At 36.3% G+C, this 22,230-nt stretch carries 22 protein-coding genes and 1 pseudogene; 5 read left to right on the top strand and 18 right to left on the bottom strand.

Annotation, left to right across the window (positions count from 1 at the left end):
* Positions 1-87: 87 nt before the first annotated feature.
* From aceA to MHH59_RS05680, 11 genes and pseudogenes are all read right to left on the bottom strand, one after another.
* A complete protein-coding gene (gene aceA / locus MHH59_RS05730; RefSeq protein WP_002125874.1) occupies positions 88-1,365 on the bottom strand; it encodes an isocitrate lyase in 1,278 nt (425 codons plus the stop codon).
* 25 nt (positions 1,366-1,390) lie between these two features.
* The gene (aceB, locus tag MHH59_RS05725; protein ID WP_078179197.1) at positions 1,391-2,980 is read right to left on the bottom strand and encodes a malate synthase A; all 1,590 of its coding nucleotides are present in this window, start codon (positions 2,978-2,980) and stop codon (positions 1,391-1,393) included.
* A 189-nt stretch (positions 2,981-3,169) separates the two neighbouring features.
* Positions 3,170-3,832 carry an S-layer homology domain-containing protein gene (locus tag MHH59_RS05720; RefSeq protein WP_002168913.1) on the bottom strand — a complete coding sequence of 221 codons (663 nt, stop codon included), beginning with the start codon at positions 3,830-3,832 and terminating at the stop codon, positions 3,170-3,172.
* A gap of 362 nt (positions 3,833-4,194) precedes the next feature.
* Positions 4,195-4,845 carry an S-layer homology domain-containing protein gene (locus MHH59_RS05715; protein ID WP_002168914.1) on the bottom strand — a complete coding sequence of 217 codons (651 nt, stop codon included), beginning with the start codon at positions 4,843-4,845 and terminating at the stop codon, positions 4,195-4,197.
* Between the two features lie 521 nt (positions 4,846-5,366).
* Positions 5,367-5,579 carry an S-layer homology domain-containing protein gene (locus MHH59_RS30805; RefSeq protein ID WP_002168915.1) on the bottom strand — a complete coding sequence of 71 codons (213 nt, stop codon included), beginning with the start codon at positions 5,577-5,579 and terminating at the stop codon, positions 5,367-5,369.
* 84 nt (positions 5,580-5,663) lie between these two features.
* A pseudogene (locus MHH59_RS05705) lies at positions 5,664-6,340 on the bottom strand (S-layer homology domain-containing protein).
* Between the two features lie 77 nt (positions 6,341-6,417).
* Positions 6,418-7,326: a DMT family transporter gene (locus tag MHH59_RS05700; protein ID WP_002125864.1), complete on the bottom strand. Its 909-nt coding sequence runs from the start codon at positions 7,324-7,326 to the stop codon at positions 6,418-6,420.
* 96 nt (positions 7,327-7,422) lie between these two features.
* Positions 7,423-8,688: a M48 family metallopeptidase gene (locus tag MHH59_RS05695; protein WP_340850951.1), complete on the bottom strand. Its 1,266-nt coding sequence runs from the start codon at positions 8,686-8,688 to the stop codon at positions 7,423-7,425.
* Between the two features lie 222 nt (positions 8,689-8,910).
* Positions 8,911-9,210, bottom strand: coding sequence for a hypothetical protein (locus MHH59_RS05690; RefSeq protein ID WP_340850948.1), 300 nt, complete (start codon positions 9,208-9,210; stop codon positions 8,911-8,913).
* Positions 9,211-9,259: 49 nt separating this feature from the next.
* Positions 9,260-9,505 (bottom strand): hypothetical protein, encoded by a 246-nt coding sequence (locus tag MHH59_RS05685; protein ID WP_002125861.1) that lies wholly within the window; start codon positions 9,503-9,505, stop codon positions 9,260-9,262.
* A gap of 10 nt (positions 9,506-9,515) precedes the next feature.
* Positions 9,516-10,364 carry a CPBP family intramembrane glutamic endopeptidase gene (locus tag MHH59_RS05680; protein ID WP_002125860.1) on the bottom strand — a complete coding sequence of 283 codons (849 nt, stop codon included), beginning with the start codon at positions 10,362-10,364 and terminating at the stop codon, positions 9,516-9,518.
* A gap of 139 nt (positions 10,365-10,503) precedes the next feature.
* Here MHH59_RS05680 and MHH59_RS05675 point away from each other — a divergent pair, with 139 nt between their 5' ends.
* Both MHH59_RS05675 and MHH59_RS05670 read left to right on the top strand, forming a co-directional pair.
* The gene (locus MHH59_RS05675) at positions 10,504-11,205 is read left to right on the top strand and encodes a response regulator transcription factor (protein WP_002011226.1); all 702 of its coding nucleotides are present in this window, start codon (positions 10,504-10,506) and stop codon (positions 11,203-11,205) included.
* Between the two features lie 9 nt (positions 11,206-11,214).
* Entirely contained in the window at positions 11,215-12,957 is a 1,743-nt protein-coding gene (locus MHH59_RS05670; RefSeq protein WP_002125859.1) for an ATP-binding response regulator, read from the top strand.
* A gap of 153 nt (positions 12,958-13,110) precedes the next feature.
* Here the strand turns inward: MHH59_RS05670 and MHH59_RS05665 are convergent, their stop codons facing one another.
* Positions 13,111-14,013 (bottom strand): AraC family transcriptional regulator, encoded by a 903-nt coding sequence (locus MHH59_RS05665; protein WP_002125857.1) that lies wholly within the window; start codon positions 14,011-14,013, stop codon positions 13,111-13,113.
* A 136-nt stretch (positions 14,014-14,149) separates the two neighbouring features.
* Here MHH59_RS05665 and MHH59_RS05660 point away from each other — a divergent pair, with 136 nt between their 5' ends.
* Together MHH59_RS05660 and MHH59_RS05655 are read left to right on the top strand one after the other, a co-directional pair.
* Positions 14,150-14,635, top strand: coding sequence for an RNA polymerase sigma factor (locus MHH59_RS05660; RefSeq protein ID WP_002168921.1), 486 nt, complete (start codon positions 14,150-14,152; stop codon positions 14,633-14,635).
* Between the two features lie 5 nt (positions 14,636-14,640).
* Complete coding sequence (locus MHH59_RS05655; RefSeq protein ID WP_340850947.1) at positions 14,641-15,765, top strand: anti-sigma factor; 1,125 nt, start codon at positions 14,641-14,643, stop codon at positions 15,763-15,765.
* Positions 15,766-15,807: 42 nt separating this feature from the next.
* Here the strand turns inward: MHH59_RS05655 and MHH59_RS05650 are convergent, their stop codons facing one another.
* Together MHH59_RS05650 and MHH59_RS05645 are read right to left on the bottom strand one after the other, a co-directional pair.
* The gene (locus MHH59_RS05650; RefSeq protein ID WP_340850946.1) at positions 15,808-16,785 is read right to left on the bottom strand and encodes an HD domain-containing protein; all 978 of its coding nucleotides are present in this window, start codon (positions 16,783-16,785) and stop codon (positions 15,808-15,810) included.
* A gap of 132 nt (positions 16,786-16,917) precedes the next feature.
* On the bottom strand, positions 16,918-18,024 hold the full coding sequence (locus MHH59_RS05645; RefSeq protein WP_078178112.1) for a metallophosphoesterase: 1,107 nt from the start codon (positions 18,022-18,024) through the stop codon (positions 16,918-16,920).
* Between the two features lie 34 nt (positions 18,025-18,058).
* Between MHH59_RS05645 and MHH59_RS05640 the strand changes: the two genes are divergently transcribed.
* On the top strand, positions 18,059-18,250 hold the full coding sequence (locus MHH59_RS05640; protein WP_044741124.1) for a hypothetical protein: 192 nt from the start codon (positions 18,059-18,061) through the stop codon (positions 18,248-18,250).
* A 70-nt stretch (positions 18,251-18,320) separates the two neighbouring features.
* On the opposite strand, the gene MHH59_RS05635 is transcribed toward MHH59_RS05640, so the two are convergent.
* Genes MHH59_RS05635 through MHH59_RS05620 form a run of 4 tightly spaced genes read right to left on the bottom strand, consistent with a single transcriptional unit; the run spans position 18,321 to position 22,180 of the window.
* Positions 18,321-19,394 (bottom strand): sulfate/molybdate ABC transporter ATP-binding protein, encoded by a 1,074-nt coding sequence (locus MHH59_RS05635; RefSeq protein ID WP_078178113.1) that lies wholly within the window; start codon positions 19,392-19,394, stop codon positions 18,321-18,323.
* 12 nt (positions 19,395-19,406) lie between these two features.
* Positions 19,407-20,264, bottom strand: coding sequence for a sulfate ABC transporter permease subunit CysW (gene cysW, locus MHH59_RS05630; RefSeq protein ID WP_078178114.1), 858 nt, complete (start codon positions 20,262-20,264; stop codon positions 19,407-19,409).
* Positions 20,265-20,275: 11 nt separating this feature from the next.
* The gene (gene cysT / locus MHH59_RS05625) at positions 20,276-21,103 is read right to left on the bottom strand and encodes a sulfate ABC transporter permease subunit CysT (RefSeq protein ID WP_002064164.1); all 828 of its coding nucleotides are present in this window, start codon (positions 21,101-21,103) and stop codon (positions 20,276-20,278) included.
* A gap of 21 nt (positions 21,104-21,124) precedes the next feature.
* Complete coding sequence (locus tag MHH59_RS05620) at positions 21,125-22,180, bottom strand: sulfate ABC transporter substrate-binding protein (protein ID WP_016119786.1); 1,056 nt, start codon at positions 22,178-22,180, stop codon at positions 21,125-21,127.
* Positions 22,181-22,230 lie beyond the last annotated feature (50 nt).

Raw genomic sequence — 22,230 nt, 5'->3', positions numbered from 1 at the left:
TTCCGACAAAGTTTAACAATGTCAGCGACGTAATAATAAATAAGAAAAGTGCCCCAAAAATATTTTTTGGGGCACCTACTTATACCTTTATTTCGTAAACTGTTCTTCTTCTGTGGATCCCTTTAGAGCAGTCGTTGATGAAGTACCGCCTGTAATCACTTGTGCTACTTCATCAAAGTATCCTGTTCCTACTTCGCGTTGATGGCGCGTTGCAGAGTAACCGTATTTCTCTGCTGCGAACTCTGCTTGTTGTAATTCAGAGTACGCTGCCATGCCGCGCTCTTTATAACCACGCGCTAATTCAAACATGCCGTAATTTAATGAATGGAATCCAGCAAGCGTTACGAACTGGAATTTATAACCGTACGATGCAATTTCTTTTTGGAAGCTTGCAATCGTTTTTTCATCTAATTTTTGTTTCCAGTTAAAAGAAGGGGAACAGTTGTAAGCAAGTAGCTTCCCTGGATATTTCTTATGAATTGCGTCCGCAAAGCGTTTTGCATCTTCTAAATTTGGCTCCGACGTTTCACACCAAACGAGATCTGCATACGGCGCATACGCTAAACCACGTGCAATTGCTTGATCAAGACCTGCTTTCGTATGATAAAACCCTTCTGGCGTTCTTTCACCTGTAATAAACTCTTGATCAACTGGATCGATATCGCTCGTAATTAAATCTGCCGCATCTGCATCTGTTCTTGCGACGATAATTGTTGGTACACCCATTACATCCGCAGCAAGACGTGCTGAAATTAAATTACGCACCGCTGTTTGCGTCGGTAATAATACTTTTCCGCCTAAATGCCCGCATTTTTTCTCTGAAGATAATTGGTCTTCAAAGTGCACGCCAGATGCACCCGCTTCAATCATCCCTTTCATTAATTCAAATACGTTTAACTGTCCACCAAACCCAGCTTCAGCATCCGCCACAATTGGAACGAAATAATCCGTATCACCGCTACCTTCCATATGCTGAATTTGATCAGCACGTTGAAGTGTTTGGTTAATTCGTTTTACAACAGCTGGCACACTGTTCGCTGGGTATAAGCTTTGGTCAGGATACATATGTCCAGAAAGGTTCGCATCTGCCGCTACTTGCCAACCGCTTAAATAAATTGCTTTTAATCCAGCCTTCACTTGTTGCATCGCTTGGTTTCCTGTTAATGCCCCAAGTGCATTAATATAATCTTCTGTATGAAGTGATTTCCAAAGCTTCTCTGCACCGCAGCGCGCTAACGTATGTTCAATATCAATCGATCCGCGCAGACGAATTACATCTTCAGCTGTATATGGACGTGTTATCCCTTTCCAGCGCGTATCTAATTCCCAGCTTTCCTGCAATTTATCAATTCTTTCGTTTTTCATATGTTCCATCCCCTTTTCTTGTTTCTTATAAAATTTCATAACCCGGTAATGTTAAAAACGGCATGAACTCGTTATTACGAACAAGGTTTGTAAACAGTTTTGTAGCTTCTTCAAATCTCCCCTTATTAAATGCTTCCTTACCAATCTCTCTTTCTATTTTTGCTAGTTCTTCTTCTTTCAATTCTTCCATTAATTTAAAAGTGATATTACGGCCATCACTTAGCTTTCCACCCTCATGACGAATCCACTGCCATACTTGTGCTCTTGATATTTCTGCTGTTGCTGCATCTTCCATTAAGTTATAAATTGGAGCTGCTCCCCGCCCGCTTAACCAAGATGCAATATATTGAATACCGACGTTAATATTCGTGCGAAGACCACCTTCTGTAATCGTTCCCATCGGTACTTCTAATAAATCCTTTTCTGTTACACGTATTTCTTCACGCTTTCTAAAAATTTGATTTGGCGTTTTCATTATGTGATTAAATACTTCCATTGCAACCGGTACAAGTCCCGGGTGGGCAACCCAAGTCCCATCATGACCGTCTAAAGCTTCGCGCTCCTTATCAGCACGCACTTTCTCGAAAGCTGCCTCATTTGCTTCTGGGTCATTTTTAATTGGGATTTGCGCCGCCATCCCTCCGATTGCTGGCGCGTTACGACGATGACACGTTTGAATAACTTTCAAAGAATACGCGCGCATAAACGGCGCTGTCATCGTGACTTGCGCTCTATCCGGAAGTAAAAATTCATTATGATTACGGAAGCTCTTTAAGAAACTAAATATATAATCCCATCGTCCGCAGTTTAAACCAGCAGAATGATCTCTTAGTTCATACAAAATTTCATCCATTTCAAATGAAGCGTGAATCGTTTCTATTAACACAGTCGCTTTAATCGTTCCGTTCGGAATACCGATATACTTTTGAGCGAATACGAAAACGTCATTCCATAATCTTGCCTCTAAGTAACTTTCCATTTTCGGTAAGTAAAAGTATGGGCCACTTCCTTTTGCTAAAAGCGTCTTCGCATTATGGAAAAAGTACAAACCAAAATCTACTAAACTGCCAGACATGTTCTTGCCATCAACTTGCGTATGTTTTTCTTCTAAATGCCACCCTCTCGGACGCACAATTAATACAGCTGTTTTACTATTTAAACGATATTCTTTTCCGTTTTCATTTTTATGTGAAATCGTTCCCTCATTCGCATCTCGTAAGTTAATTTGACCTTCGACAGCATTTCTCCAAGTTGGTGCATTCGAATCTTCAAAGTCTGCCATAAAAAGATGTGCTCCTGAATTTAAAGCGTTAATGACCATCTTTCTATCCACCGGACCAGTAATCTCCACGCGGCGATCCTCTAAATTTTTCGGAAGCTGGGCGATTGTCCAATCCCCTTCACGTATATGCTTTGTTTCTTCTAAAAACGTAGGAAACTCCCCTGCATCAATTCTTTTTTGTTTCTCCACACGCTTTTGTAAAAGTTCCGTGCGGCGTTCATTGAAATTTTCATGCAGTTCCTTTAAAAAACTAAGCGCCTCAGGTGTCAATATTTCGTTGTACGCTGGTAACATTTCTCCGGCCAGTGTAACCCGTGAAGTTTGCGTCGACATATTAGCATCCCCTTCTTAAACTGTCTTATAACAGATTTGATTTTATGTTTTATATTATATAACAAATCTTTGGAAAAGGAAGTTTTTTTTGAAAATTTAATCACTTTTTTTACAAAACTGTATTCTTCCACCGGCATTACACATAAAAAAGAAGCCAGTGTTATACAACACCGGCTCCTTTTTTATTATTTATTCAAACATTGAGTTAAATAAGAACTGTGCATATTGTTCACGTGTTACTTTCATGTTCGGAGCGAAGTTACCCTTTCCATCTCCTACTGAAATACCATTTGAACCTACTGCATTAATAGCATTTTCTGCCCAATGTCCCTTTGGTACATCTTTAAATCCTGCTGGTCCTTGTACCTGTAACCCAAATGCTCTCGTAAGAACTTGCGCCATTTCTGCACGTGTTAACGTAGCTTTTGGTCTGAAGTTTCCATTCTCGTCACCTGTAAAGATACCTAATTCTGTTACTGCTAAAACTTCAAAAGGAAACATCGTTGAGTTGTCATCAACAATATCATTATACGGGCTTTCTAATACCTCATCTTCACCAAATTGTTCATCAAGATCTAGTGCGCGATAAATTAAAGCGGCTACTTGTTCACGATTTACGTTATGTCCAAAACCGAACACACCATTTCCGTAACCAAGCATAATTTCATGTTCTGCTAAAGTTTGAATTGCTTCATAAGACCAATGTCCTGCTGGTACATCTTTAAATGTAACAGGAGCAGCTTGTTGTTGTTTCACAGCTACTTCAGCATTTGCTGTAGTACCTTGTCCACTTAATCCAATTCCACCCATAATTGTTAAAGCTGTTGCTACTTTTAAAATCTTTTTCTTCACTGTATTCTCTCCCTAAAAAAACATATTTTTTTCTAATATAAAGAATTTATGGAAAAGTAACAATACACTTATCTATATAATGTTTGTCTAATTTGTGAACTGTATTTCACATACTTATCTTTATACTTAATTAACAATAAAGTTACTAAATCGTACTTTTCCCCCATAAAAAGTAACTATAATTAACCTGTTTTTTCCATAAACACTAACCGCAGAACTATGAACAGCAGAATAAATATACAGATAAACAATTTAAAATAAGAAAAAAGCGCGTAATTCCCGCGCTTTTTTTAAAAGAAATATGATATATTAATATAATTTTATTTTTCTTGTACTATATTTTTAAAAACTTCCGTTTCATGTTATTCATCTTTCAAATTAAAATTAATAATAGCTTTATTTAAAAATGTTGCATATTGCTCACGTGTTACAACTTTATTTGGTTCAAACTTTCCATTCCCTGTTCCTACTATGACATTATTAGCTTGCAGAGCACTAATTGCATTTTTTGCCCAGTAATTATTTGGTACATCTTTAAATGTATGCTGTTGCTTCGCTTCAAAGGAATATGTCTGTGTAAGAACTTGCGCTACTTCTGCACGTGTTATTGTTTCTCTTGGTCTAAAGTTCCCCTTCTCATCACCTTTAAAAATACCGCGCTCTGTTAATGCTAAAATTTCATTTGGAAACATTGTTGATCTTTCAGAAATATCCTTATAAGGATTTTTTAATGGGCCTTCATGTTTTATATTAAGTGCGCGATACAGTATTGCCGCCACTTGTTCACGGGTTACATTATCACCTACACCAAACTTTCCATTTCCATAACCTAGCATAACTTTATGATACGCCACTTCTATAATATATTCATATGCCCAATGGTCTACTGGAACATCATCAAATACAATCATTTCTGGATATTCTTCTGCTTTTATATTAGGAACATTTGCGCTTACCAATACTCCACTCATAATAGTCGCTGCCGCCATTATACGGAACATTTTTTTCTTCATTGTCCTCTCTCCTTCATTTCCACTTTATTAAAAGTGGAAAATAATAGACTAAATTCTTTTCCCATATTACATATGCTGCATTTGCAAACCGTATGTAATATATTGCATTTTTAACATCTATTATTTTGAAGATTACTAGGTGAGCCAATTCGCTCTCAATTCCAATTGGTATTCTGAATTGCATGCAAATCATTTGAAGAAATATTCTTATCTTTGCGCTCTAGTTTCTCTATTTAATTTTCAAAAAGGATAAACAAAAGCTTTTGCAAAGATGTTATATATACAATATTCTACTATCTACTAATCAAGTCCTTCACTTATAAAAATTTCACTTTATAGACAAAAAAAGCGCAAATATCATATTTGCGCTTTTTTCGAGCTTCATAGATTAATCGTTTACGTAGAATCTATGAAGTGCATTATTTAAGAACTTCGCATACTGTTCACGGGTTACAAGTTTTTCTGGTTCGAATAAAGTGAAACTTTAATCAGTTGGGGTTTTGTTCATCCCCCACTGATTATTAGCTCTCACCAATCGGGCGTTTACGGGCAGCAGGGCTTCCCCCTAACTTCTTTGCTCCATCTAAATTTTGAGGTGGGAGTTTTATTGCCCACAAATAGCGGGATAAACCATTACCAGTTCCAACTATAGCTTTATTAGATTGTAAGGTGCTTATCGCATCTTTAGCCCAATGGTCTTCTGGTATGTCAGTAAATGTATGTTTTTCTTTCACTTAGAAAACCTTTATTTCTAAAAACTTCACCTTTCAGACAAAAAAGTACAAGTATAATCTACTTGTACTTTTTTATACTCTTATTTATTCCCATTTCCCTGGTGAATTATAAATTGCTTGTTGTAGAAACTTAGCGAATTGCCCACGTGTAACGAGCATTTCAGGCTCGAACTTACCATCTCCGGTTCCTACTACGACTTTATTAGACTGCAATGCACTAATTGCATCTCTTGCCCAATAGTTTTCTAGTATATCTGTAAATGTATGCGGATGCTTTGCTTTTAACGTATATGCTTTCGTTAAAATTTGTGCTAATTCTGCACGAGTCAATGTTGCTTTCGGACGGAAATTCCCATTTTCGTCTCCTTTAAAAATACCAAGGCTTGTTAAATGTAAAATTTCGTAAGGGAACATTGTTGATTTCCCACTAATATCTCCATATGGATTCTCTTCAAATGGACTTCTTTTTAAATTGAGTGCGCGATGTAGTACTGCGCTGCTTGTTCACGTGTTATATTATCTTCTACCCCAAACTTACCGTTTCCATATCCATACATAATACGGTGATATACTAAATTCATAATTTCATTATAAGCCCAATGATCATTTGCTAAATCATCAAATTCTAGCATAATATCAGGTGGAGGTGGAGATTGTTGAATTCCATCTGTATTTGCTGAAACAATATTACCGCTAACAAATATCCCCCCTATTAAAGTTAATGATGTCGCTATCTTTAATAACTTTTTCATCTCTCTCATCCGCATCTTCCTTTATTTTCCTACTTTTATATTGTACAAAAAATAAGAAAATTCTCAATACGTTAGGAGGTAATTTTTCACACTTCATAATACGTATTTTCTTTTACCACCACTTTTTCATCCTTCGTTTTTCGAAAAGTAAACGCCATTCCTACAAATATAAGAATAATCCCTACAATTTGCATACTAGTCGGTCTAAAACCGGTAAAGACCGTATCTAACAAAATTGCAACCGCAGGATCTAAAAACACTAATACCGAAATTAATCTCGTCGATAAACCTCTTAAACTGTCAAAAAACAAGTAATATACAAATCCCGTATGTATAAGTCCTGTCGCTGTGATCATCATCCAGTTCATCTCTGTTAATCCTTGAAACTTCCCGAAGTCTACGAATGGTAGCAATAAAAATATACCCAAAAAAGTTTGTAAAAATGTCATCGCATATGCACTCGTATGCTTAATTCCTTTTCCGAGCAACGTTGTAAATGCATAAAATAAAGCTGCAAGAAGCGCCCACACCATTCCAGACGACATAAGTTTCTCAAGCGACATACTTCCATCTACCCCAGCTACTAAAACTGTACCGATGAAACATATGGTAATGGACAGAACCGCAAATGCTGTTAACCTCTCTTTAAATACAATACTACCAATCATTAATACGATGATCGGTGCAAGATGATATACAGAAATCGCAATTGTAATCGACATGACTTCAAACGCTTTAAATAAAAACACCCAGTTAAAAACGAGAAATACGCCACACGCTAATATTTGTACAATTTCTTTTTTATTCCATTTCTCATTTTTATATTGTCCTGTTGCAAACCAACATAGCGTTAAAAATAAAGTCGCACAAATACAACGAATAAATACTAATTCAAAAGATGGTAAACCCGTTTGGACAGAAAAAAATCCAATCGATCCGAAAATAGACATCGAAAGGATCATTTTTATAGCCGGCATTGATTTTGAATGAAACAAAATATTAACCTCCTAAATATTTAACTGAATATTCTACGTATTATACACTATAATTTCCCAAAACTCGAATCATCCACAATAAAAAGAAGCAGTACACTACTGCTTCTTCTCTTTTTCATATTGTTCAAATGTATGAATTCTTTCAAAAATTGGTGGATGTGTATATAAGAAAAACTTCACTAACGCAGGCGGATTCACTTGGCTTAAGCTCGTTTTTGATAAATATTGAAAAGTTTTCACACCTGATTTTCCATCTTTCGTCATATCTAAAGCATATTGATCTGCCGCTCGTTCCTCTATACGAGAAACGTAGTTTGTTGCTGGTTGTGACGCAAAGGATAGTACAGAAGAAATTAAGAAAAATAAAGGTAAAATCGAGAAACATGCTAATTTTGAAATTTGCAGCGTATCTCCCCATTTTCGAATACACATATTTAAAATACGACTAATTAAATACATACCTATAAACGATATGAAAATATAACTCGCAACGCCCCAATATATATGTTTCATTACGTAATGTCCCATTTCATGGGCCATAATAAATAAAATCTCTTTATCTTTTAATTGCTGAAGTGTTGTATCCCACATTACAATACGAAGGTTTTTTCCAATTCCTGTTACATATGCATTTAACGCATTCGTTTTTTCCGACATATTTACTTCATATACATGTTCAGATGGAATATCAGCTTTATCTGCGATCGCTAAAATTTTCGTTTCTAATTCCTTATTTTTCAGCGTTGAAAAATCATTATAAAGTGGATCAATTACAACAGGTTGCACAAACGTTAAGAAAATCGTAAACGGAACAGAGAGCGCCCATCCTGCTAGCCACCATCTCTTCGGGAATTTACGGATGAGCCATAACAGAACCGAAACAATGAGTAACATAGTCGCATAGTTCACCCAAAAATCGATGACATGATCTTTTATCCAGCTTTGTGTGCTTTGCGTAGATATTCCGTAATCAACGGATACTTTACGCCCAATCCATTGCATCGGTAATGCAAGAACTGTTGTTAGTAGTGATAAATAAAAGAAATAAATCGCAACTTGTAAGACATTTATTTTGGTCGTTTCCTTCGACCATTTCTCAAACTTTTTTGAAATACCGAGCACAAGTACAAACAATAAAATAATCCATTCAAGAGGCGTCGCTAAAAAGAACAGTAAGTTTTTCACGCGCGAATAATCTTGGCTTAGCGTAAGCTCCCTCGCATTCATAAAAGTTTCTGGATCTGCACTCGTTCCTTTATACATGTCCGGAATGAGTTCATGATTCCATCCAAATAAATACCAATATATAAGTAACGCAAACCCAACGTACAAAAAAAGCGACCACCCAATAACTTTCCTCACGCTATTCCCTCCTCTATGCTGCCTGTCTATTATTATTGTAAGTTCGTACTTTCAAAATTAGAACAAGCTAATCGTGATAATTGTTCTAGCTCGTTCAATTTACATAAAAAAACTCTTCTATTACAAGAAGAGTTTCACCGGCTCATAATCTGATATAAGAAATGTACTTACAAACCAGTGCCTTTTACATATCGTATATATTCATAGTCCTTAAAATCCTTCTTAAGGAAGTACATCTATTAACAAACTAAAATTTTGCAAAGAAAAAGAACTATATTTCATAATACCTTGTACAGTTAGAAGTAAAATAAGACCCATCACACACATATAATTAATACTTTCTTCATGCTTTTTCTCAGCAACTACTCCGCCCGTTATGCATAAAATCCCTAATAAATGGAGCGCTAAATACATAAAAAAGTAAGCTTCCTCCCAGCGAAGAACAACATTTACTGTCGTAATCAATACTAAACTCAGTACAATCAAATAAAAAAACTTATTTGACGATATTGTTTCATTCATATAATTTTATACATCCCTTTCAAATTTCGAATTAATAATGATTTAGTTTTCATAAAATAAAAGTCCCCATCACTTTCTCAAACATTTTATGAGCCCTAACATAATTCACTTCATTTTTTACATACTGTCTGAAGATGCGCTTCATCATTTCTTCTATAATAAAGCTGACTATTATTAATGTCCCTAACACGATAAAAAGAAAAATAATATTTCCTGTATCATTATTGATGGAAAAGTACTTATATCTAATAGAAGTACAATAATCTATCATTTCCTTCAATATTTTCTCAAACATCTTCTCTACCTTACTTATCTCCTGCTATACTCGAAAAGCTCTTTTCCTTCTCCGCATATATAACAGGCACTTCTTTACTCCAATATTTGCGATTCACAAATAAAAAGATGAGCACTAAGTTTAATCCTGTCATAAAAATAATTAATCCTGGAAAGAATGTCGTATAGTTCGAAAAATCGGCAAAACTCATTATCTTTTCTCTACTTACTAAAAAAGAAGAACTAAGCACAAGCGCATTGTTTAACATATGAATAGCAATTGGCATGAGCAAGCTTTTCGTACGAATATATACGATTGATAGTACGATGCTAAACACAACTGCACCAAGGAAATCAACATGTAAGCAAGCAAATAAAAGTGCTACAACGACCATTGCTATACTAGTACCCCATTTTGCTGCAAAACGCTGCAGTAAAAACCCTCGAAAAACAAACTCTCCGACAATAGGCGCGATAAATACAACCCTAATAAATTGAAATACATATCCCCCAGTACTATCTATAATCGGTTCATGCAAGGCATTCATAATAAAATCTGGTGTAATCCATGCAAAGCTGTACATATATAAAATAAGATAGCCGTAACTAAACATACAAAGCATAATCGCGATGTACAAAACTTGCACTAGGTTAAATGTTTCGTTTCTATTAATAAATAATGAAAATGAAACACGATGCTTTCTATATCCGTAAAAAAGCCATATTATTGGAAGGATATAAAATATAAGCATATTTATAAAAGATGAATTCTGTATATGAAATGTATTTTCTAGCACTTCATTACTACTTTGTGCTATTAAAATTAGTAATGCAAATACAATTAAAAAATATCTAGCTCGCATCGTTTGAAACGGATTCACATTCATCTCCTCCCCATGTTACTTTTATCATATCATTTGAATCTTAATTTTTTGTGAAAGAAAACCTTAAAATTTCCTTAAAAATTCCATAAGTTACAAAAAGATGATATGATATTCGAGGAAATTAGGAGGGATTCATATGTATCACGCAAATATTCTACTCATTGATGATGAAACAGCAATTTTACAATTACTAACTACCATTCTTGAAAAAGAAGGTTTTTCTCATATTACAACTGCAACATCTGCGGAAATAGCCTTATCTCTCACCGAGCAAAACAATTACGATTTAATTATTTTAGATGTAATGCTTCCTGGACAATCCGGTTTTGACATTTGCCCAATCCTTCGCCAAAAAACGGATTGCCCTATCTTCTTCCTAACAGCAAAAACATCTGATGTAGATAAAATTTCCGGATTTTCATACGGTGCGGATGATTACATTACGAAACCATTTAATCCACTAGAAGTAGTCGCTCGTATGAAAGCTCAACTCCGAAGACATATGAAACAAAACATACAAGAACAAAGAATATACTCCTTTTCTTTTGGGAGATTTGAAATTGATCAACATTCTGCGGAACTAACAGTAGATGGAAACGTTGTCGAATGTTCCGCTCAACTCTTTCAACTACTACTATTCTTTTGTGAGAATCCGAACTACGTATTTTCGAAGGAAGAATTATATGAAAAAGTTTGGGGAGCACCTGCCTATAATGGAGATGATAATACTGTTATGGTTCACATTCGAAAACTACGTGAAAAAATTGAACAAGATCCAAGTAAACCAGAATACATAAAAACAGTTCGTGGACTTGGCTATAAGTTCATTACAAAGTAGGTTAAAGATATGAATTTTAATAAACGACTTATAATCCAGTTTATTTTACAACACGTTTTTGTCTTAGTTACGTTACTTATCGCAGTAATTGCTTCTTTTTCTTATTTAATTTTTCTTCTTAATAGTACTTTATATGAACCTAATATTTCTGATTATGATACCTTTACAATCTCCGAATATATTTCTTCTGAAGACAATAACATTACTTTAAAATCTAAGGTAAAAGATTTAATAACAGAAAAGAGTGATTGGCTTCAAATTGTAGATGAAGATGGAAAGGTCCTTTACAACTTTAATACGCCTAACGATGTTCCGACCTCGTACACAAAGACATCCTTACTTACGTATTTACAGAATAGTAACAACAATATTTATAAATTTAACTATTGGGAAATTAAATTAGAAAAGAAACCAGTGATCGTTATTTACGGTGCCAAACTAAAAAGTAATGCATTACTAAAAACGATACAACAAGGACACCCTTCTTTATCATTAAATGAATTTGCATTAACTGAACAAGAAAAACAATTACTTTCTAAAGAAAAAGCAACACTGCAAATATTTAATAACAATGGCGAAGAAGTTTTTTCCTATCCAACTGGGAAGAAAAAAACATTTTCGGCTATAAAAACGGCTCTTAATGAAAAAGAACCGTGGAATTATAAAGAAAATACATCTAGTTTTTACGATTCAAATAGCGGTCATCTCGTCGTTGTATCCGCCCCAAACGCTCATTATTATCCAGATGATGAATTAGATGATATATTTACCAAGAAACTTCTAATCGGATGCAGCTTAATCCTCCTTATTGTGTTTGCTTATTTAGTCATTCTTTCAATTTGGTATGGAAATAAGTTTGGAAAGCCTTTATTACACACGATGCGCTGGCTTAAAAACATAGCCGGAGGAAAATATGAAGAACCTGTTAGTAAAAAAGGCAAACCTGTTCGGTTTCGGCGCTCCGGTAAAGAAAAATGGTCGTTCCGCATATTTAAAGATGTTACAAACTCACTAGAGCACCTTTCTATTACTTTGAAAAAGAACGATGCAATGAGAAAAGTACTGCAACAAACACGTGAAGAGTGGATTACCGGCCTGACGCATGATCTAAAAACACCGCTTAGCTCTATATACGGCTATGCATTATTACTAGAATCGAAGCAATATAATTGGACGGATCAAGACATTCAACAATTTGGCCATGTAATGAAAGAAAAATCTCAATATATGACTACATTAATTGACGACTTAAGCTTAACATATCAATTAAAAAATGATACTCTGCCTGCGCAACACGTAAATGTTGAAATTAATCAGTTCGTCCGAAAAGTACTATTACAATTTGTTAATAACCCGACACTACAAAATCAAAACATTGAATTCGTGCCAAGTTCAAGCAAAATCCAATATTTTATTGAAGAAAAATGGTTCCAACGTATTATCGAAAACTTACTCGCAAACGCTGTAAAACATAATAATGAAACGACAAACGTAATCGTAAAACTTTCGCAAAATGCAAATTCATTTACACTATCTATTTCAGATAATGGAAAAGGTATGGATGATAAAACGAAAGAACTTCTATTCGAGCGATATTACAGAGGAACGAATACAGAAGAAAGCAACATCGGAACTGGACTTGGTCTCGCCATTACAAAACAGCTCGTTCATGCCCATAACGGAACGATTTTCATTGATAGTGAAGTTGGAAAAGGAACGACGATTATACTTGTGTTTCCATTTAGTTCGTAGGAAAAGGTGCTTTTATAAAGCACCTTTCTCTTTTCGGAACAGCGCGCTAGTAAATGAAATTATATCGACTTAACTATAAAATACAACAATAGTAGCAACCTATTAATAAAAGAAGACCGTCCAAAAATACCTTTTGAACGGTCTTTCTTTCTATTATTTCTTCTTCACCGGTATCCAAAGTTCAATTTGAGCGAACTCACTTTTGTCTGCATGGGAACGTTCATCGTATAGCTCAAACTCATTAACGCCGCAATGTTCGTATCCTGAATGCGGGAACCATTCTGAGAATACTGCATTCCACGTTTGGTGAATAGACGATACCATTTCTTCATGAGGAACTTTCGGCGTTGTAAATACTGCATATGTCGCCGCTGGGAATGTACGCTTTGCAACTGCATTTGGTACATTTTCAAAGTCTGTAACTTCCATTCCGATAATATAAGTGAAGTCCCCTGTTTCTAAATTAAAATCAGTACATAATCCAAGTTCTACCCATTGGCTCGTATCTTTACGATTCGGAATCGTCGTTCCAAGATCTTTTTGTAAATATTCTTGCCAAAATGCTGGAATGTCTTGGTGGTTTTTTCCTTCTTTACTTGTCGTCTTCAGCTCATAACCCGCCATTAAAAATTCTGGTTTATTTACAATACGATATTCCATTTGTATGCCCCCTAAATATGGATTTAATTTTCTTTGTTTTACATTCACTCTATAATACATTGGTGTTTCGATTTCTTGTTTTCGATATTCACTTGGTGTCATTTGAAATAATTTTTTAAAGGCTCTCGTGAACGTTTCGTGAGATTGAAAGCCATGCTCAAATGCGATATCAATAACTTTTTCATCCGTATGAGAAAGTTGATAAGCTGCCCGGGCTAACCTCCTCTTTCGAACATACTCCATTACTGTATCGCCTACTAACGCCTGGAATACACGATGAAAATGCGACTCAGAAAAACCTGCAACACGTGCTAAATTACGTAGCGTTTGTTTTTCCATTACATCTTCCTCAATATAATCAATTGACCTTTGAATTTTTGTTTCATAGCTTTCCATCTCTGTTCACCCGCCTTATATGTATTATGATAAAAGAGAATCCTATCCAATTCTTGACGTTTTTTACTATAATTCCATAAAAATTGTAACTTTTTTATATGTATTTCGTTGTTATGTATGAAGGGAGGGAAATGTAGTGAAACGCAAACAATCATTAGAAGAAATTTACTCCGAGCATATGCAAGATTTATTTCGCTATCTTCTCTCCCTAACCGGAGATTCTCATAGTGCTGAAGATCTCATGCAAGAAACATTTTACCGAATGCTCGTCCATATTGACTATTATAAAGGAGAAGAAATTAGGCCGTGGTTATTTACAATCGCCTACAACGCCTTTATCGATTGGTACCGAAAAGAAAAGAAGTATAAAACAACGCAAATTGAAGAATTCCATTTACCAAACGTGCCAAGTACAGAACACTCTTATTTCGTAAAACATGAGATTACTAGTTGGTTACAAAGTATATCCTCTCTTCCGCTCGAAAGACGAAATGTGTTACTACTACGAGATTACTACGGATTCTCTTATAAGGAAATAGCAGAAATGACTGGTCTCTCGTTAGCAAAAGTAAAAATTGAATTACACCGAGGACGAAAAGAAACGAAAAGCATAAAGGAGTGATACAGATGGGTTGTGCAGAGTTTAAAAAACTGTGGACGAAATACGAAAAAGGAACGCTCACACAGGATGAGCAAGAGCGGTTAGAAAGTCATATTGAGACATGTGAAGAGTGTGAAGTACATTTGGATGAATTGCTTGCGAAGAGCGAGCCGATAAAGAAAAGGTTACCACCAAAAGATCTTAAAGTTCCTTTTTGGAGGATTAAATGGAAACATCGTTTACAAACACTTGGTTTTATACTAGCAATTTGTATCTTTATATATATGATCGGAGGGGTATTATCTGCCTTTTATTTTCAAGCTAATAATGATAAACGACTAAAAGAAATACGAGATGTTCCCTCTCTTGCACTTGAAGCAACTATCCCAAACAGCCGCGTTATGGGCGGTGGAACAAGTGTAGAAGCTTTCTTTCGAACAAACAGCCAATTTGATTTAGTGAAAACGATTGGTAAAAAAGAAATACCACTCGGTACAATAGAAACGAGCAGCTTCTTATCTTCTTTAAATATCACAAATCAATCTTGGGTGAATATGCACTATCAACCGAACATCCACTTTGTTCATCCAAAAATAAAACAAGGTGATTATTTGAAAGAAGCATCTAAAAAGGTTTGGGATACACTTGCAAAGGTACATGAGGGAACCGTTGCAGAAGTAGCAATATCTTTTGACAAACCTTACACTTTACAGGAATTAGAACCACTTTTATATGGCGTATTTGAAGCACAAGAACTCCCTCCAACTCCTGTATGGTACGCCTTAGATACGGGACAAGAAAGAATAAACGAAGAAGATTTCATCCTATCTGTGGACGAATTTATAGGATTTCCAGAACATATAGGATTCCTTGATGATGAAACAGAAAATCTGAAAACACAAGAGGCTAAAGTTATTGAAATGATGCGTATTCTTTCTACGCATGAAAAAACTGTAAGTACAGTTGCTATGCTTCCTGAAAGCGAACTAAACTTAGATAAACGCTATCAGTATGTAAAAGATAACGGCGTCAAAGTATACGGAATTGTCATTACTGGGCCGTCGAAAGAGTTATTAAAATTACAAAATTCCCCTCACATACGTTATGCTACTCTTGGAGATATTGAGGTTTGGAATTGGTTTGATCATTAATGAGAAAAAGGTAGAGCATCCCTATTGGATGCTCTACCTTTTTTACTCAGAAATCACTTTCACATACATCCCTCTTACTGCTTTTTCATAAGCGATATCGCTCATCTGTCTTATGTTTTCTGACACAATAGACGATTGAACAACTTCCCCTTCATAAAGTAACGGAGGATCAATAAGACGCACTTTATTTTTCTGATGTAGATCATACTCATTTCTATCTTCTTTTACTTCTATACTTGGATGAACTTTTCTTAATAAATCATCTACTTCTTTATCTTTACATAGCTGCAATTTCGATATAAGCTCATGATCTTCAAGAAGAAAATCATCTGTATGGATTATCTTTTTATGAAAAGCTAACTTTAACGTTTTAGCTAACATATCGTTTCCATAAATATTCATTGGTTTCATAAAGAAATCAATTACTTCTTTGTAATACGTTTCTGTAAACCATTCTGCTATTTCGATATTTTGAATGACCATTTTCCCATCTACTTCGATTACATCCTCTAAAAAACTATGAACTTCTTCTAAAGAAATATATCCATATGTAAACATATCCCGTAATGTGTAATCCACTCGGTCTGCACATAATTCTGGCGCAGATCTTTCAAGTAATGTCCACTTCGAATCATCTAACAAAATATCTTCATAGTTATAACCATGTTTTGAAAGAATCGCCGGGATTTCCGAGTTTTTCACGACAGAACTAAATATTTCTTCATGATAACTTTCATTTTCGTTATCAAAAACGTAATCGATCACATGGGAAAAAGCAGTATGCGATACGTCATGCAGTAAACCAGCAATCTGTTCTTCTACTGAACCACCAAGTTTTTTAATTAACAACATAGCACCAACTGAATGATCAAAACGTGTTACATTCCATTTCTCATTCATTAAGTAACTTGCTCCGGCCTGATGAACCCCTTTCAGCCTTTGCACAGGTTTACTTAAAATTAATTCTTCTAACACTTTATCTACTTTAAACTCACCGTATATGACATCTAATATGATCACTTAAAATCCCCCTTTTCAAGCAGAGTCTTCTTATAGTATCTCTTTTTCCAGAGAGTAAATAAAGAACCTCAATCGAATATTTTGTACCTTTAAATAAAAAATAGAGAGCACTCAGCTCTCTATTTCACAACCCTATTCAAATGTAACTTCAACCTGCACAATCTCAGATCTACTTCCCAGTCTAAGCGGTGGTCCCCAGAATCCAAATCCAGAAGAAACAATTGCGTGGAATGCACCTTTTTGTGCGTATCCCCAGTCTAGTTCGTACATTCTTCTCGTCACAATATGGTTCGGAGCCATTTGTCCGCGATGCGTGTGACCGGATAATAATAAATCAACGCCAGCCTCCGCTGCTTGTTTTAACTCGAATGGTTGATGATCCATTGCGATAACTGGCATAGATTTATCTACCGTACTCATTAGATTTTCAAAACTTTGGCGATCTCGCTCTGTTTTATCTCTTCTTCCAACGAGATAAAAATGATCTTCAATTGTAATCACTTCATCTAACAGAATACGAATATCAATCTTATCCATCTCTTGTAAAAATTCAGGAACCGCTCTTCCATAATACTCGTGGTTTCCTAACACACCATATACGCCTAATGGAGCTTTCATCTGTTTCATGATTGGTCCCATATTTTTCTGAATGAACACACCTGGATGATCGTCGATAATATCACCAGGCAGTAAAATAATGTCGGGCTCCATTTCATTTACATGACGAACGAGTCTCTTTAAATGCGAAACACCAGACAGTTTACCGAAATGCATATCAGAGGCCATCGCAATGCGTAAACTTTTACGCCCTTCTACTTTTTTCGGTATGTGCACTTCGTACTTTCTTACTACTGGACTATATGCGTTGAATACTCCATACGCAAAAATAAAGATGAACGCAAGTAACACGGCCGATCCTGTCCAAACAATTGCCGTCTCTTTCTCCATTGAAAACTGTAGAAGGAAAACTGTAATATCGGCTAACGGCAATAACATAAGCGCGTATTGTATGACCGCAAACCAAATTGAACCGACCGTTCGCAGGAAAGGAAGAAATTTAAACACTTGTACGAGAATATACGCATATGAAATAAATCCGACTATGAAAGCGTAATATCCCCAAGATTCCCAGCCGAATACCGCATGAAGCCAAACCCATCCGTTCCAGCCGATGTAAAACATGAGTAGTGTGTATACAATTAAAATAGTGAATATATTGAGATAACGAAAACTTTTCACAGCCAGCCTCCTTATTGATTTCTTCTATTATAACTTGTTATGCACGTTTAACGTAAATATTAAGCACATCAATCTTCACAATAAAAACATTGATAAACACATCGTTTTAAAGTTTTTAGGAACGGCTGTAATGGGCATTTTAGAATCTTACGTGTTGGATGAAATTGACATTGATGTTGCGTTTATTGCGACGCAGGTTGGGGAATTGATGAGGCGGAATATATAAAAATCAGACATTCACGTAAACAAAGAAAAGCCGCACCTATAAATACTCATATAGGTGTGGCTTTTCACTATTAAATCACAAAATCCTCCGGAATAAACACCTTCACTTCTCTCGGCTGTACGTATACAAAGTCACCAGCTTGAATGTTCAGCTGTCTAAACTGCTCTTTACTAATTTCTGCTTCTAGATACTCATCTGTTCCGTCGCGCTTCAATTCTACATATACGACAGGGCCAACTGCATGTGAGTATGTTACTTTCGCCGGGATGGCATCTATACTTTGTTTCGTACGATCGATTGATAAGTGATGTGGTCTTACGTATCCCACTCCGTCTACGTTTGAAACGTGCTTATGCTCTGGTGCTTCTAGTTCCACCGATCCTACATTTAGTTTACCTTTATGAACGCGGCCGTGAAATAAATTCACGTTTCCTAAAAAGTCATATACGAACGGACTTGCTGGTTTTTCATATACTTCTTCCGGCGTTCCCATTTGTTCAATGCGTCCTTCATTCATTACAACGATGCGGTCCGCAACGTCTAACGCTTCTTCTTGGTCATGCGTTACGAATACGCTCGTAATTTGAAATTCGTCATGTAGTTTCCGGAGCCATCTTCGCAATTCTTTCCGTACTTTCGCATCAAGTGCACCGAACGGTTCATCTAGCAATAAAATTTTCGGTTCGACTGCAAGTGCCCGGGCTAGTGCGATACGTTGGCGTTGTCCGCCAGATAATTGCGCTGGATAACGTTTTGCGAAACCATCCATTTTTACTAGTTTCAATAGTTCTGTTACTTTTTCTTTTATTACTTCAGCTGAAGGTCGTAAGTTTTTCTTTCTTACTTTTAAACCGAAAGCGATATTTTCAAATACATTCATATGTTTAAAAAGTGCATAGTGCTGGAAGACGAAACCGACTTGCCGGTTTTTCACGTGAATATCAGTTAAATCTTCCCCATCAAAAGAAATCGAACCTCCATCCGCTTCTTCTAGTCCTGCAATAATTCGTAATAACGTCGTTTTCCCAGAACCTGATGGGCCTAATAAGGCAACAAGTTCTCCTTTTGGAATATCTAAATGAATGTCTGTCAGCGCTTGAAATGTACCATATTGTTTTGATACATTTTGAATTTGAATACTCACCGCACTCACTCCTTATTGTCGTTTTTCCATTCTCCATTCAATCCAGTTTTTTATAACGAGCGTAAAAACTGCGATGAGTGACATTAAAGTCGCCACAGCGAACGCTGCTGAAAATTGATATTCATTGTACAAAATTTCAATATGAAGCGGCATCGTATTTGTAACGCCGCGCACGTGACCAGATACAACGGAAACGGCGCCGAATTCACCAATGGCCCGGGCATTACATAAAATCATGCCGTATAAAAGGCCCCATTTTATATTCGGAAGCGTAACGTGCCAAAACATTTTCCAGCCGCTTGCGCCAAGTGATAGAGCCGCTTCTTCTTCACTCTTCCCTTGCGCCTGCATTACCGGGATTAATTCACGTGCAACGAACGGAAACGTAACAAAGATTGTCGCAATGATAATGCCAGGGACAGAGAAGATGAGCTTTATCCCGTGTTCCAATAACCATCCGCCAAGAGCCGCACGAGGTGTGAAAAGTAAAACGAATACTAATCCTGCGATAACTGGTGATACAGCAAACGGCAGTTCAATAAGAGATAATAATACTTGCTTTCCTTTAAACTGAAACTTCGTAATAAGCCAAGCTGCTGCTATTCCGAATATCGTATTCAGCGGTACAACAATTAATGCAACGAGAAGTGTTAACCTGATTGCCAAAAATGCTTCTTGATCTGTTACAGCGGCAATATATACATCAATTCCTCGTTCGAACGCTTTCATAAAAATTGTCACGAGCGGCAGTAATAGAAAGAGAGATAAAAATAAAATTGTTATCGTAATGAATAGAATTGGTACAAATTTAGATTCTTTTTTAACTGATACGCTTTTTACTATTTTCTTTTCTAATAATGTTGGTTCCATTTTCTCCCCTCCTATTCACTTTTCAGTTCATGCCTTCTGCTCCAAGTTTGAATCATATTAATAAATAGTAGGAAAAGGAGAGAAATAATAAGCATCACAGCCGCTACAGCTGTTGCGCCTGCATAATCATATTGTTCTAGTTTCGTCATAATCATAAGCGGTGCGATTTCTGTTTTCATCGGCATATTACCTGCAATGAACACGACAGATCCATATTCCCCTAACGCCCGAGCAAAGGCGAGTGAAAAACCAGCAAGTAGAGCCGGGAATATTTCTGGCAAAATAATTTTCACAAATATTTGAAAGCGTGACGCCCCTAAACTAGAAGCTGCTTCTTCTACTTCTTTATCAATACTTTGCAGCACTGGTTGCACCATTCGAACGACAAAGGGTAAGCCAATAAACGTAAGCGCCACAATAATTCCGAGCTGGGTAAAAGCTACTTTTATATGAAACACACTAAATATTTTTCCAACCCAGCCATTTTCCGCATAAAGCGTCGTAAGTGTAATACCAGCTACAGCAGTCGGAAGAGCGAATGGTAAATCGATTAGTCCGTCTAATAACCGTTTCCCTGGAAATGTGTAGCGAACGAGTACCCAAGCAATTAATAAACCAAAAATGGCATTTACGATTGCCGCTGCAAGTGAAGTTGTGAAACTTACTTGATAGGAATGCAACACACGCTCACTCGTTATAACTTGTGCGAACTTCTTCCAGCCTAGCTGCGAAGTTTGAATAAATACGATAGAAAGTGGTATAAGTACGAATAAGCTCATATACAGCATTGTAAATCCAAGAGATAATCCAAACCCTGGTAAGACACGCTTCTTCCTCATATAACGTCACCTCATCCCTCCTTATTTTTTATACATTTGATCGAATACGCCGCCATCATTAAAATGCTTTTCTTGTGCTTTTTTCCATCCTCCAAATAGTTCATCAACTGTAAATAATTGAACTTTCGGAAATTGTGATGCGTACTTTTCTGCTACTTTTTCATTACGAGGGCGATAAAAGTTTTTCGCCGCAATTTCTTGCCCTTTTTCTGAATACAAATATTCAAGATATCCTTCTGCTACTTTTTTCGTTCCTTTTTTATCAACGACTTTGTCTACAACTGCTACTGGCGGCTCGGCAAGTATACTAATCGAAGGTGTTACAATTTCGAATTTATCTTTTCCAAGTTCTTTTTGTGATAATAACGCTTCATTTTCCCAAGCGATTAACACATCACCAATTCCTTTTTCAACGAAAGTCGTCGTTGCCCCGCGTGCTCCTGAATCTAGTACTTCTACGTTTTTATAAATTTGACCGACAAACTCTTTCGCTTTCTCTTCACTATTGTTATATTTCTTCAGTGCGTATCCCCACGCCCCTAAATAGTTCCACCGTGCTCCTCCAGATGTTTTTGGATTCGGTGTAATGACAGACACACCTTTTTTCGTCAAATCATCCCAATCTTTAATTCCTTTCGGGTTTCCTTTTCTCACAAGAAATACAATCGTTGATGTATACGGAGTAGAATTATCCGCAAGTCGCTTCTGCCAATCTTCTGCTAGTTGTTTCTTCTTACTAATCGCGTCAATATCATAAGCGAGCGCTAATGTTACAACATCTGCTTCTAAACCGTCAATAACGGAGCGCGCCTGACTTCCAGATCCCCCATGTGATTGTTTTACATTTACTGTTTGACCATGCTTCTCTTTCCAATACTTCGCAAAGTCTTTATTGAAATCTTGATATAACTCACGAGTCGGGTCATATGAAACATTTAAAAGCTCAACTGTCTTTTTATCTCCGCCTCCTGCAGAATTACTAGTGGATGTTGCCGAACCACACCCTGATAAAAGAACAAATGCTGATAATAAGACACCTGTACTTTTCATAAACGCTGTCTTACCCCACTGTTTCATATATAAAGCCCCCTTAGTTTGTACAATAGAAAAAGGCACACAATCTATTC

The organism is Bacillus sp. FSL E2-0195 (assembly GCF_038003645.1).
Classification (GTDB): domain Bacteria; phylum Bacillota; class Bacilli; order Bacillales; family Bacillaceae_G; genus Bacillus_A; species Bacillus_A mycoides.
This window is presented reverse-complemented; position numbering and strand designations above follow the sequence as displayed.